The 12137-nt window shown below is 62.3% G+C and carries 13 protein-coding genes and 1 other RNA gene; 8 read left to right on the forward strand and 6 right to left on the reverse strand.

What is annotated here, in order from left to right:
- The 4 genes from pyc to EN925_RS06845 form a co-directional block, all read left to right on the forward strand.
- Positions 1-2201: pyruvate carboxylase (pyc, locus tag EN925_RS06830; RefSeq protein ID WP_128336424.1), on the forward strand; the 2201-nt coding region annotated here is incomplete at its 5' end.
- Between the two features lie 159 nt (positions 2202-2360).
- A complete protein-coding gene (locus EN925_RS06835) occupies positions 2361-2621 on the forward strand; it encodes a DUF2312 domain-containing protein (protein ID WP_013529099.1) in 261 nt (86 codons plus the stop codon).
- A 201-nt stretch (positions 2622-2822) separates the two neighbouring features.
- On the forward strand, positions 2823-3263 hold the full coding sequence (locus EN925_RS06840) for a hypothetical protein (protein WP_127384973.1): 441 nt from the start codon (positions 2823-2825) through the stop codon (positions 3261-3263).
- 7 nt (positions 3264-3270) lie between these two features.
- Positions 3271-3582: a hypothetical protein gene (locus tag EN925_RS06845; protein ID WP_027162547.1), complete on the forward strand. Its 312-nt coding sequence runs from the start codon at positions 3271-3273 to the stop codon at positions 3580-3582.
- A gap of 100 nt (positions 3583-3682) precedes the next feature.
- On the opposite strand, the gene msrB is transcribed toward EN925_RS06845, so the two are convergent.
- The 5 genes from msrB to EN925_RS06870 all read right to left on the reverse strand — a co-directional run bounded on the left by msrB (position 3683) and on the right by EN925_RS06870 (position 7674).
- On the reverse strand, positions 3683-4087 hold the full coding sequence (gene msrB, locus EN925_RS06850) for a peptide-methionine (R)-S-oxide reductase MsrB (RefSeq protein WP_013529102.1): 405 nt from the start codon (positions 4085-4087) through the stop codon (positions 3683-3685).
- A 197-nt stretch (positions 4088-4284) separates the two neighbouring features.
- Entirely contained in the window at positions 4285-5082 is a 798-nt protein-coding gene (locus EN925_RS06855) for a hypothetical protein (protein WP_063173260.1), read from the reverse strand.
- Between the two features lie 19 nt (positions 5083-5101).
- Positions 5102-6292, reverse strand: coding sequence for a VWA domain-containing protein (locus EN925_RS06860; protein ID WP_127369864.1), 1191 nt, complete (start codon positions 6290-6292; stop codon positions 5102-5104).
- Positions 6293-6298: 6 nt separating this feature from the next.
- On the reverse strand, positions 6299-6745 hold the full coding sequence (locus EN925_RS06865) for a GNAT family N-acetyltransferase (RefSeq protein WP_013529104.1): 447 nt from the start codon (positions 6743-6745) through the stop codon (positions 6299-6301).
- Positions 6746-6810: 65 nt separating this feature from the next.
- Positions 6811-7674 (reverse strand): LysR family transcriptional regulator, encoded by an 864-nt coding sequence (locus EN925_RS06870; RefSeq protein ID WP_013529105.1) that lies wholly within the window; start codon positions 7672-7674, stop codon positions 6811-6813.
- 136 nt (positions 7675-7810) lie between these two features.
- On the opposite strand from EN925_RS06870, the gene EN925_RS06875 reads away from it, so the two are divergent.
- Positions 7811-9379, forward strand: a complete 1569-nt coding sequence (locus EN925_RS06875; RefSeq protein ID WP_245461054.1) for an MFS transporter — start codon at positions 7811-7813, stop codon at positions 9377-9379.
- Between the two features lie 15 nt (positions 9380-9394).
- On the opposite strand, the gene EN925_RS06880 is transcribed toward EN925_RS06875, so the two are convergent.
- Entirely contained in the window at positions 9395-10234 is an 840-nt protein-coding gene (locus EN925_RS06880; protein WP_013529106.1) for a MoxR family ATPase, read from the reverse strand.
- 148 nt (positions 10235-10382) lie between these two features.
- Between EN925_RS06880 and ssrS the strand changes: the two genes are divergently transcribed.
- The 3 genes from ssrS (at position 10383) to EN925_RS06895 (ending at position 12117) form a co-directional block, all read left to right on the forward strand.
- Positions 10383-10538, forward strand: a non-coding RNA gene (gene ssrS / locus EN925_RS06885) — 6S RNA.
- A 96-nt stretch (positions 10539-10634) separates the two neighbouring features.
- On the forward strand, positions 10635-11222 hold the full coding sequence (locus tag EN925_RS06890; RefSeq protein ID WP_127369648.1) for a 5-formyltetrahydrofolate cyclo-ligase: 588 nt from the start codon (positions 10635-10637) through the stop codon (positions 11220-11222).
- Between the two features lie 70 nt (positions 11223-11292).
- Positions 11293-12117 (forward strand): YmdB family metallophosphoesterase, encoded by an 825-nt coding sequence (locus EN925_RS06895; RefSeq protein WP_024502904.1) that lies wholly within the window; start codon positions 11293-11295, stop codon positions 12115-12117.
- The last annotated feature ends 20 nt before the right edge of the window (positions 12118-12137 follow it).

Raw genomic sequence — 12137 nt, forward strand, 5'->3', positions numbered from 1 at the left:
ATCGGGCACTGCGCGAGTTCCGCATCCGCGGCGTCGCCACCAATTTGACCTTCCTCGAAGCGATCATCAACCATCCGAGCTTCGCCGACAATTCCTACACGACCAAGTTCATCGACACGACGCCGGAACTGTTCCAGCAGGTCAAGCGCCAGGACCGCGCCACCAAGCTCATCAACTATCTCGCCGACGTCAGCGTCAACGGCCATCCCGAGACGCGCGGCCGGCCGCAGCCGAAGGCCGACGCCGCGGCACCCGTGGTGCCTTACCTCAACGGCAATGTGCCCGGCGGCAGCAAGCAGAAGCTGGATGTGCTGGGCCCGCAGAAGTTCGCCGCCTGGATGCGCGATCAGAAGGAGGTTCTGGTCACCGACACGACGATGCGCGATGGCCATCAATCGCTGCTGGCGACGCGCATGCGCACGCATGACATTGCCGGCATCGCCGGTGCCTATGCGCGTGCCTTGCCGCAGCTTCTATCGCTGGAATGCTGGGGTGGCGCCACCTTCGACGTCGCGATGCGCTTCCTCACCGAGGATCCGTGGGAGCGGCTGTCGCTGGTGCGCGAGGCGGCGCCCAATCTGCTGTTGCAGATGCTGCTGCGCGGTGCCAATGGCGTCGGCTACACCAACTATCCCGACAATGTCGTGCAGCATTTCGTCAAGCAGGCAGCAAGCGGTGGCATCGACCTGTTCCGGGTCTTCGATTGCCTGAACTGGGTCGACAACATGCGCGTCGCCATGGATGCGGTCGGAGCCGAGGGCAAGCTGATCGAAGCGGCGATCTGCTACACCGGCGATATCCTCGATCCGGCGCGGGCGAAATACGACCTCAAATACTATGTCGGCCTAGCCAGGGAATTGCAGGCGGCCGGCGCCCACATCATCGCCGTCAAGGACATGGCCGGCCTGCTGAAGCCTTCCGCAGCACGCGTGCTGTTCAAGGCGCTGCGCGAGGCGACCGACCTGCCGATCCATTTCCACACCCACGACACGTCGGGCCTGTCGGCGGCGACGGTGCTGGCGGCGGTGGAAAGCGGCGTCGACGCCATAGACGCGGCGATGGATGCCTTCTCCGGCAACACCTCGCAGCCATGCCTTGGCTCACTCGTCGAGGCGCTGAAGGGCACCGAACGCGACCCCGGTCTCGACCCGCAATGGATCAGGAAGATCTCGTTCTACTGGGAAGCGGTGCGCAACCAGTACGCCGCCTTCGAAAGCGACCTCAAGGGGCCGGCCTCGGAAGTCTATCTGCACGAGATGCCGGGCGGGCAGTTCACCAATCTGAAGGAACAGGCTCGCTCGCTCGGATTGGAGACGCGCTGGCACGAGGTGGCGCAGACCTATCACGACGTCAATCTGATGTTCGGCGACATCGTCAAGGTGACGCCGTCGTCCAAGGTTGTCGGCGACATGGCATTGATGATGGTCAGCCAGGACCTGACCGTTGCCGATGTCGAAAACCCCGACAGGGATATCGCCTTCCCGGACTCGGTCGTCTCGATGCTGCGCGGCGATCTCGGCCAGTCGCCAGGCGGGTGGCCGGCGGCGCTGCAGAGGAAGGCGCTCAAAGGCGACAAGCCGATCACGGTGCGGCCCGGCTCGCTGCTCAAGCCAGCCGACCTCAAGGCCAACCGCAAGGAAATCGAGGAGAAGCTCGAGCGCAAGCTGTCGGAGTTCGAATTCGCCTCGTGGCTGATGTATCCGAAGGTGTTCACGGATTTCGCCGGCGCGCAGGAAACCTATGGGCCGGTCAGCGTGCTGCCGACGCCGACGTATTTCTACGGCATGAAGCCGGAAGACGAGATCTTCGTCGACATCGAGAAGGGCAAGACGCTGGTGGTGCGGTGCCTTGCCATCGGCGATGTCGACGAGAAGGGCATGGTCACCGTGTTCTTCGAGCTCAACGGCCAGCCGCGCCGTGTCAAGGTGCCCGACCGGGCGCATGGCGCGTCCGCCGCCAAGGCCCGCCGCAAGGCCGAACCCGGCAACGAGGCGCATGTCGGCGCACCGATGCCGGGCGTCGTTTCTGCGCTTTCGGTGGCTGCCGGCCAGGCTGTGAAGGCCGGTGACGTGCTGCTTTCCATCGAAGCGATGAAGATGGAGACGGCGCTGCATGCCGAGCGCGACGGCACGGTCGCCGAGGTGCTGGTCAAGGCAGGCGACCAGATCGATGCCAAGGATCTGCTGATCGCTTTCAGCTAATTGATACCTTCCTGGGGATCGCTGTCCGCATCATGGCGGCAGCGTCAGTTCGATCATCGATAACAGCTTGACCCGCCGCCGCCGGTCGGGCATCGAGCCCGCTCAATTCGCCGCTGCATGCATCCCGAGTCGCGGCGCAGAAACGATGTGGAGAAAAATATGGCCGACGATATCACCGATACCAGCCAGACTGTTGCCGCCGGCCAGCTGCGTGCCTTCATCGAGCGCATAGAGCGGCTCGAGGAAGAGAAGAAGACCATTTCCGACGACATCAAGGAAGTGTTCGCCGAGGCCAAGGGCACCGGCTTCGACACCAAGGCGATGCGCACGATCATCCGGCTGCGCAAGAAGGACCAGGCCGAGCGTCAGGAAGAGGAAACCATCCTCGATCTGTATAAGGCCGCACTCGGCATGGTGTAGAGACCGTCTGGAAATTCTACTCCGGCGGCCATCTGGTGGCGTTTTCTGCGCTTCCCTAGTTCTACTGCAATGCAGTAGAACTGAGCTCACGTACTTTAAGTACGCTCCGCTCCGGTTCTCGAAACCACCACCATATGACTCGCCGGAGCGAATTTCGAAACAGTCTCCGGCCGAGCATGATGCCGAAGCGAGCATCGAGCCATGAGCGAATTCGACTTCGGCGCCCGCCGCGCCTCTGAATTCCGCCAGCGCGGCTTCTGGACGCTGTTCGCCGAGCGGCATCCGGAAGAAAGGGCTCTGATGGCGAGGCGCGGCCCCTGGTTCTGGCAGCGCGGGCTGCCCGATTTCGCCTTGGTCCTTTCCATGTATGTCGCGCCGGCGCAGAACCAGGTCGGCGTCTTCTTCGGCCGCAACGAGAAGTTCGGCGCCACGCAAGCGTGGTCGCGGTTGAAACCGTTCCAGCCTGATATCGAAGCCAGGCTGAAGCTCAGGCCGGAACAGAGTTGCGAGGATCTCGGCATCAATTCGATGTGGCGGGTGAACTGCTATGCCGAGGACAACTGGCCAGCCATGGCCGACTGGCTGGTGACCGAATGTTCGCGCTTCGAGCGCGCGGTAACCGAAGTCCTGAGGCAGGGATAGACATCCGGTGTTGCCAGAGGGTATCGGCTCCTTTTTCCGCTCACGCTGGCAAGGCCAGGTGCCGCTCGACCGGCTGTTCTGGCGCGACCTTGTTCTTGTCGGCACGGCGCTCAACGTCGCATCTCTGGTGGCCGCGATCGTCCTGCTCGGACTGAAGCTGCCGCTCGCGCTGGTTCTGGCGGTGCATTTCGCACCGGTGCCCTACAACCTCTTTCTGACCTTTTCCGTATGGCGAACCACGGAAAAGGCCAGTGGCGCCAAGGCCTCGCTGATGACGCTCGGCGCCACATTATGGCTAATCCTGACGGTCGTGGTCTGAGAGCGGACACGGGCGCCCACCGCGTTCGCCGGGTTCGGCCGGGGGGCAATGAAAAGGGCGGCCGCAGCCGCCCTTTTCATTCATTCAATCGAATTTCGGTTCAGGCCGCCGGCTCGAATTTCAGCGCCACGCCGTTGATGCAATAGCGCAGGCCAGTCGGCGGCGGGCCGTCCTCGAAAACATGGCCGAGATGGCTGCCGCAGCGGGCGCAATGGCATTCGGTGCGAACCATGCCGTAGCTGCGGTCGACGGTGTTTTCGACCGAACCCGGCACCGGGTCGTTGAAGCTCGGCCAGCCGGTGCCGCTCTCGAACTTCAACTTGGATTCAAACAAAGGCTGGTCGCAGCCGACGCAGGAAAAGGTGCCGGCGCGCTTCTCGTAGAGCAAAGCGCAGCTTCCCGGCCGCTCGGTGCCGTGGCCGCGCATGACGGCATACTGCTCCGGCGTCAGCCGGGCGCGCCATTCGGCGTCGGTGCGGGTTACAGGGTAGGTGTGGGTGTCCATGTGATCTCCTCAGCCTTGCCGGCTCGCTACTACAGCGCCGCGCGCCCATCGGACGCGCAAAGGACGCTGTAGTACTTTGGTTTTGCGCATAATCCTTTCCGAACCGGAGGTTCGGGATCATGCGCGGATTGCAACCTCATATTCGCACCAAGATAGGCATTTGTTACGCGATTTGCCCGCATTTTCGATCGTGATCTTTATGCGATCGCCCTGAGATAGCGATCGACCGAAGCAGCCAACGCCGCTTTTGCGCCCCCGATGACATTCTGGTTCCACCATGCACCATAGATATGGTCGAACGCGAATGGCTCCAGTGCCGCCGCGATGCGGCGCACGGCCGCTGCATTGAGCGGAATGTAGTTCGGATAGCTGTACATGAAGCTGACATGGCGGCGCGTCGGCGTCACCTGCAAGATATCGCCGGCCAGCAAGACGTCGCCGACATCGCGTTTCCAGTGCAGCACCTGACCGCCGGCAAAGTGGCCGCCGCAGCGGATGAGCGTCAGCGAAGGGTTTATGGCCAGCGTCTCGCCTTCCCAACTGACGATCGCCTTGTGCGGTCGCATGATCCATTGGCGGTCGTCGGCATGGAGATAAATCGGCACGCCGCCAAACGCCTCGCTCCAACTGGCCATCACCGAATAATAGTGGCAGTGCGAGATGGCGATCGCCGCCAGGCCACCGCGGCGGTTGATCTCGGCCACCGCCTCGTCGCTGACCATCGAAACGCAGTCCCACAGCACGTTGCCGTGTGGCGTCTGCGCCAGCAGCGCCCGTTGGCCGATGGCGAAGCGCGGCTCGATGCCGAAGGCGAGAACGCCGGCATCGTCCTTCATCACAAGCCGGTGCCCTTCGGCAAGTTCCTCCGGCGTGATCCACGCTTGGCCCTCCCAGCGCACATATTGGCGCTCGTCCTCGCAGATCGGGCAATGTTCTGGCGGCGTCTCTGTCGCCGCGAACTGGACGCCGCATTGCAGGCAGAGGAAGCAGGTCATCGGATCTCCTGTCGGTCTTTCAGTGCTTTCTTGAAAGCTGCTTGGTCGCGCCCTCAAGCCCGGCCAGCGTCAGCGGGAACATGCGGCCGCCGAAGATGTCGCGGATCATCGCAATCGAATGGGTGTAGCCCCAGTTCTTGGGGTCTTCGGGGTTCAGCCATACCGCGTTCGGCCATTGCTGCAGCAGACGGCCGAGCCAGACGCTGCCCGCCTCCGGATTCCAGTGCTCGACCGAACCGCCGGGGTGAGCGATCTCGTAAGGGCTCATCGAGGCGTCGCCGACGACGATCACCTTGTAGTCCGGCCCATATTTGTGGAGCAGGTCGAAGGTCGGAATCACCTCGGCATGCCTGCGGCGATTGTCCTTCCACACGCCCTCATAGAGGCAGTTGTGGAAATAGAAATATTCGAGCTGGCGGAATTCGGCGCGGGCGGCCGAGAACAGCTCCTCGACGCTTTTGATGTGGTCGTCCATCGAGCCGCCGACATCGAAGAACATCAACAGCTTCACCGCGTTGCGCCGCTCTGGCCGCGTCTGCACGTCGAGATAGCCGTGTTCGGCCGTGGCGTGAATGGTGCCGGGCAGGTCGAACTCCTCCTCGGCACCCTCGCGCACCCAGCGACGCAGGCGTTTCAGTGCGATCTTGATGTTGCGGGTGCCGAGTTCGACGGCATCGTCAAAATTCCTGAACTCGCGTTTGTCCCAGACCTTCACCGCGCGGCGGCTGCGGCTTTCATGCTGGCCGATGCGCACGCCTTCGGGATTGTAGCAATAGGCGCCGAAAGGCGAGGTGCCGCCGGTGCCGATCCATTTCGAGCCGCCCTGGTGACGGCCTTTTTGCTCCTGCAGCCGCTGTTTCAATGTCTCCATCAGTTTCTCGAAACCGCCGAGCGCTTCGACCAGTTTTTTCTCCTCGTCGGTCAGGTGCTTTTCGGCGAGACGGCGCAACCATTCCTCGGGGATGTTGGCGATATCGACTGCATCCGGCCCGCCCAGTGCTTCGATGCCCTTGAAGACATGCGCGAACACCTGGTCGAAGCGGTCGATATGGCGCTCGTCCTTCACTAGGGCGGCGCGGGCGAGGTAATAAAAACCTTCGACGTCGTAGTCGACCAGCCCGGCTTCCAGACCCTCCAGCAGCGACAGATATTCCCTGAGCGAGACGGGAACGCGTGCTGCCTTCAGTTCGAGGAAGAAGGGGATGAACATGGCCGGTTACAGCAAATCATACTCGATGAAGCCCGTGCGGCGGGCGACGTGGTCGTAAAGCTTGCGCGCGGTGGCGTTGGTCTCGTGCGTCATCCAGTAGACATTCTTGACGCCGATCTTTGCCGCCTCTTCCTTCACTGCGTTGATAAGGGCGGCGCCGATCCCCTTGCCGCGCACATCCGGGTCGGCGAACAAATCCTGCAGATAGCAGTTGTTTTTCTCCGACCAGCCGGAGCGGTGGTACAGGTAGTGCGTGAGACCGACCGCCTTGCCGTCCAGTGTGGCGATGAAGCCTTTTGGCTCGAATTCGCCCGGAGTGAACAGCCGCTTCCAGGTGACGGCGTAGACCTCTTCCGGCAGCTTCGTCTCATAGAAGGTGAGATAGTCGGTCCACAGGCGCCGCCAATCGGCGTGGTCGGACTGCGCGAGCGGGCGGACGATTATCTCGGACATTTCGTTCCCTCTGAAGTCTGGAACCCGATCCATACCAATAGAATCGGGATCAGGAACACCCTTGCCTATTCGGCAGGCGAATTATATTCGCGAAAAGCGGTCGCGAGCATGTGCAGCGCCTCCCGCGCCCGCGGCGGCAGAGCGTGCGACTGCAAAACGATCTCGGACGGGGGAATTGGTGGCAGGCCGAGTTTGCGGCCCACCTCGATCAAGCCCGGGGGCACAACCCGGTAAGCGAGGGCGGAAAGGGCAAAGCCCGCCGATACCGCGATGTTGACGGCAGCGCCGCCGCCGCCGACGAAAGCCTCATTCCAGGCGATGCCTGCCCGGTCCAGCGCCTCGACCGCTCTCATACGGTCCGGGCAATTGCATCTGGTGCTTAAAAGAGCCAGGCGCAGGGGCGTGCCTGGTCGCCATTCGAAGCCAGGTGCCGCGAACCAGCCATAGTGGGTGCGCGACAAAGCTTCACCGCGTCGACTGTCATCTTCCTGGTGCACAATCACCGCATCGAGTTCGCCGCGATCGAAAGCTTCTTCCAGCATGGAGCTGGTATCGATCCGTATGTTGAGCGCGAGCGACGGATCGTGGGCATGAAGCTGGGCGATCAGCGTGGAAAGCTCAGGCCCCGCGACATGATCGACGAAGCCGAGCGCAAGCCGACATGGCGCCGCGGAAAATTCCGCGACGGCGCGTTCATGGGCGGCAAGGAATTCGCGGGCCACGGGCAGGAAGACAGCCCCCCTTTCCGACAGTGCCACGCGGCGCGGGGTTCGTTCGATCAAACGTGCGCCGAGCTTTTCCTCGAGCCGCCGCAACTTGACGCTGATCGTCGCCTGGGTGCTGCCAAGTGCTGCAGCCGCCCGGGTGAAGCTCTGCAGGTCGGCCACCATGACGAAAGTGCGCACGGCATCGACATCGAGACTGGCCATCTCCGTCATTCCATTTTGTTATCTCTGAAATAGAAATGCATAGTCTTTTTTCATAGTCAAGCCTCGTCTATGTCATCTCGACCGCAGTTTGAAGAGCCAGCCCGGTTCCAGAATGCTTCGACAGAAAGTGATCGACATGACGTTTCAAATCGACCGAAACACCGTTGCGCTTGCCGGGGCCTGCCTTGCCTCGCTGCTGTTCGGCCTCGAAATCTCCAGCGTCCCGGTGATCCTTCCGAAACTGGAAAGCGTGCTCGCCGCCGACTTCAAGGATCTGCAATGGATCATGAACGCCTACACCATTGCCTGCACCACGGTGCTGATGGCGACAGGAACGCTGGCCGACCGCTTCGGCCGCAAACGGGTGATGGTGATCGCCACCATCGCCTTCGGGCTGGCCTCACTGCTGTGCGGCCTCGCGCCGAGCGCTTCGCTCCTCATCATTGCACGCTTCCTGCAAGGCCTGGCGGGAGGGGCGATGTTCACTTGCAGCGTGGCCGTCTTGTCCCACCAGTTTCAGGACGGCAGCGAACGCGGCAAGGCTTTTGTGGCCTGGAGCGTCGTCTCGGGGATCGGGCTTGGCTTTGGTCCCGCCATCGGTGGATTGATCGTCGCGTTCTCGAGCTGGCAGTGGGTGTTCCTCATCCATGTGCCGCTTGCCATCCTTGCGCTGGTCTTCATCGGTGCCGGTGTCACCGAATCACGCGACCGCAATGCCCAGAAGCTTGACCGTGCCGGTATCCTGACGCTCTCGTTCGCGGTGTTCGGCTTCTCCTATCTGATCACGCAAGGAGCCGATCTCGGCTCTGGCGCCCGCATCGGCGTAGCAAGTGCTGCCGTGCTGGCCTTCGCCGCGTTCCTCGTTGCCGAGAAGATCAGCCCCTACCCGATGTTCGATTTCTCGGTGTTCCGGATCCGTCAATTTTCGGGAGCGATCATGGGCGGCATCGGCATGAATTTCAGCTATTGGCCGTTCATCATCTATCTGCCGATCTATTTTTCGGGTGTGCTCGGCTACGACAGCACCACGACCGGCCTGCTGCTGCTCGTCTACACGCTTCCCTTGATGCTGATGTCCTCGACCGCCGAGCGCCTGCGCGCCCGCTATCAGGCGCGGGTGGCGATCCCGCTCGGGTTGCTGACATTGGGGGTCGGCTTTATCGCCATGAGGATAGGGTCGAGCCTTGAGGGAGCCAGCTGGCTGACCATGCTGCCCGGTACGCTGATCGCCGGTATCGGTATCGGCCTCACCAACTCACCGACCACCAACACCACGACGGGTTCGGTGTCGCCGGATCGCGCCGGCATGGCTTCGGGCATCGATATCAGCGCGCGGCTGATCACGCTGGCCATCAACATCGCGGTGCTGGGCCTGCTGTTGACGCAGGGAATTGCTTCCTATCTCAAAACCGCATTGGGCACTGCCCTTGACCCGGACGAATTGCGCGCGTTGGCGGAAAAGATCGCCACCGGAAATCTCGATGGCCTCTCGCAATATTCGCCCAGGCTGGCGACCCTCGACCCGTCCGGCGCGCTTGCGCATGCCGCCTTAGTCAACGGTTTTGGCTGGGTCATGCTCTATAGCGGGATCGGCGTTCTTGCCCTTGCCGTCATCAGCTTCGTCGTCTTCGGCCCCAGAAACGTCGCGCCGCAAGAGGCAAGGGACCGTCATCGTGCTCAGGGCGCAAGCGAAGCTCGATCGTAGCCAGTGCCCGGCGCCTCACCCTTGCCTGCGCGCCATGAAGGCAAGCCGCTCGAACAGATGGACATCCTGTTCGTTCTTCAGCAATGCGCCATGCAGCTTGGGCAACGCGTTCTTCGGGTCGGCGCGCAGATCCTCGGGCGCGATGTCGTCGGCGACCAGCAGCCTTATCCAGTCGAGCGCCTCGGAGGTCGACGGTTTTTTCTTCAGCCCCGGCACTTCGCGGATCTCGTAGAACTGGGTGAGGGCTGCCCGAACCAGGTTCTGCTTGATGCCGGGATAGTGGACGTCGACGATTCTGTGCAGCGTGTCGACGTCGGGAAAGCGGATGTAATGGAAGAAGCAGCGGCGCAGGAACGCGTCCGGCAACTCCTTCTCGTTGTTGGAAGTGATGATGACGATCGGCCTGACGGCGGCGCGGATGGTTTCGCCGGTCTCGTAGACGAAGAACTCCATCCGATCGAGTTCCTGCAGGAGATCGTTTGGGAATTCGATGTCGGCCTTGTCGATCTCGTCGATCAAGAGCACGACCTTCCTGCCGGCGGCGAAAGCCTCCCAGAGTTTGCCGCGCTTGATGTAATTCCTGATGTCGTTGAAGCGCTCGTCGCCCAACTGGCTGTCGCGCAGGCGCGAGACGGCATCATATTCGTACAGGCCCTGCTGCGCCCGCGTCGTCGACTTGACGTGCCATTCGATGAGGTCGAGGCCGAGTGCAGCCGCCACCTGGCGGGCCAGTTCCGTCTTGCCGGTGCCGGGCTCGCCCTTGACCAGCAAGGGCCGCTCCAGCGCGATCGCCGCATTGACGGCCACCATCAGATCCTTGTCGGCGACATAGGCCGCCGTGCCTTCGAAACGCATTCTTGCTCCTCGGTTGGTCATCGCGACCGTAAGGACGAGGCCGTGCCTGTGCAAGGGTGAGGTGTTGGCGGCGCGAGGGCCTGAACCCAACACGGAAAGAGTGCCCGTCTCACTGGCGCTTAGCCGGCCGGCAGCCTATATTGGGCGGGACGGTCTGTGCTTCCCGGCAGGAGAACATTTTCCCCGGGGCCTTAACGATCCTTAGGGAGCTGTCCCTGGGAAGACCCGTGGGTTTTCTCACACGGCGCCCACCTACTTTGTAGGTTCCCGGGATCGCTCTCTCCACCGGTTGTGTGGATCGTCACTTATTGCCACGCGTCCCGCATTTCGGTGGATGATTGCGGTGGAAAACGTCGCTCCCAACACTCCATCCAGATCTGACCTTTTCTACCCTGACTGCATGACCTCTCTCAAAGACCTCAAAAAGCAGCTTCGCCGCGAGGCCCTCGGACGCCGCGATGCGCTCGATGAATTCTGGCGGGTGGAGGTCGCGCTTGAAATGGCTGAGACGGCACGCGATCATCTCCATGTCGAGCCGGGCCAGATCGTTTCCGGCTTCTGGCCGATGCGCTCGGAAGTCGACGTCAGGCCGCTGATGTTTGCCTTGCGCGAAAAGGGCGCGCGGCTTTGCCTGCCGGCCATTCTCGACAAAACCACGATCGTCTTTCGCGAACTGGTGCGCGGCGCGCCGATGGTCGAGATGGGTTTCGGCACGGTCGGCCCGCATGAAGAAGCAGAAGTGCTCGACCCCTCGGTGATGCTGGTGCCGCTCGCCGCCTTCGATGCGCGCGGCCATCGCATCGGCTATGGTGCCGGCTATTACGACCGCGCCATCGCCAAGCTGATCGACAAGGGACAGCCGCCGCGGCTGGTCGGCATCGCCTTCGACTGCCAGGAGGTGGCAATGGTGCCGGATGAGGAACATGACGTCGTCATTCCGGAAATACTGACCGAGAGCGGGTTGCGCCGCTTCGCGTCAAAATTGTAGATAAAAGGACGCATGATCTTTCACAGACGTCATGCAGCTTTTGCTTCGCTGACCTTCGGTGCGGGATCATATGAGACTTCTCTTCCTCGGTGACATGGTTGGAAAGACGGGACGGACGGCGGTGTGGGAACAACTGCCCGGCTTGATCTCCGACTTCAAACTCGATTTCGTCATCGTCAACGGTGAGAACGCCGCCGGCGGCTTCGGCATCACCGAAGATATCTTTCGCGAGACGATCGCGGCCGGTGCGGATGTCGTCACAACCGGCAACCATGTCTGGGACCAGCGCGACGCACTCGCCTTCGCGCCGCGCGAAGAGCGCTTCCTGCGCCCCTCGAACTTTCCCAAGGGCACGCCCGGGCGCGGCTCCGGCGTCTACATCGCCAGGAGCGGCGCGCGCGTGCTGGTCGCCAACATCATGGGCCGGGTGTTCATGCATCCCGAACTCGACGATCCCTTCCAGGCTGGCGAACGCGAGCTTGCCGCCTGTCCGCTCGGCGAGCAGGCGGATGCCGTGATCATCGACTTCCACGCCGAGGCGACCTCGGAAAAGATGTGCTTCGCGCATTTCGTCGACGGCCGCGCCAGCCTCGTCGTCGGCACCCACACCCACCAGCCGACCGGCGATCACCAGATCCTCAATGGCGGCACCGGTTATATGTCCGACGCCGGCATGTGCGGCGACTATGATTCCTCGCTCGGCATGGACAAGGAGGAGCCGCTCAACCGGTTCCTGTCGAAAGTGCCGAAAGGCCGCTTCGAAGCGGCGACCGGACCGGCGACCTTGTGCGGCGTCGGCGTCGATATTTCCGACCGCACCGGGCTGACCGAGCGGATCGCGCCGTTTCGTCGCGGCCCGCGGCTGGAGGAAACCGCACCGTCCTTCTGGTCATGACATTGATATAGGCCTGTCTC

The sequence above is a fragment of the Mesorhizobium sp. M7A.F.Ca.US.006.04.2.1 genome (assembly GCF_004022915.1).
Classification (GTDB): domain Bacteria; phylum Pseudomonadota; class Alphaproteobacteria; order Rhizobiales; family Rhizobiaceae; genus Mesorhizobium; species Mesorhizobium ciceri.

Coding starts and splice junctions, on each gene's coding strand:
- EN925_RS06835 (WP_013529099.1), top strand. CDS start 2,361: ATGGCCGACGATATCACCGATACCAGCCAGACTGTTGCCGCCGGCCAG.
- EN925_RS06840 (WP_127384973.1), top strand. CDS start 2,823: ATGAGCGAATTCGACTTCGGCGCCCGCCGCGCCTCTGAATTCCGCCAG.
- msrB (WP_013529102.1), bottom strand. CDS start 4,087: ATGGACACCCACACCTACCCTGTAACCCGCACCGACGCCGAATGGCGC.
- EN925_RS06855 (WP_063173260.1), bottom strand. CDS start 5,082: ATGACCTGCTTCCTCTGCCTGCAATGCGGCGTCCAGTTCGCGGCGACA.
- EN925_RS06860 (WP_127369864.1), bottom strand. CDS start 6,292: ATGTTCATCCCCTTCTTCCTCGAACTGAAGGCAGCACGCGTTCCCGTC.
- EN925_RS06865 (WP_013529104.1), bottom strand. CDS start 6,745: ATGTCCGAGATAATCGTCCGCCCGCTCGCGCAGTCCGACCACGCCGAT.
- EN925_RS06870 (WP_013529105.1), bottom strand. CDS start 7,674: ATGGCCAGTCTCGATGTCGATGCCGTGCGCACTTTCGTCATGGTGGCC.
- EN925_RS06875 (WP_245461054.1), top strand. CDS start 7,811: ATGACGTTTCAAATCGACCGAAACACCGTTGCGCTTGCCGGGGCCTGC.
- EN925_RS06880 (WP_013529106.1), bottom strand. CDS start 10,234: ATGCGTTTCGAAGGCACGGCGGCCTATGTCGCCGACAAGGATCTGATG.
- EN925_RS06890 (WP_127369648.1), top strand. CDS start 10,635: ATGACCTCTCTCAAAGACCTCAAAAAGCAGCTTCGCCGCGAGGCCCTC.
- EN925_RS06895 (WP_024502904.1), top strand. CDS start 11,293: ATGAGACTTCTCTTCCTCGGTGACATGGTTGGAAAGACGGGACGGACG.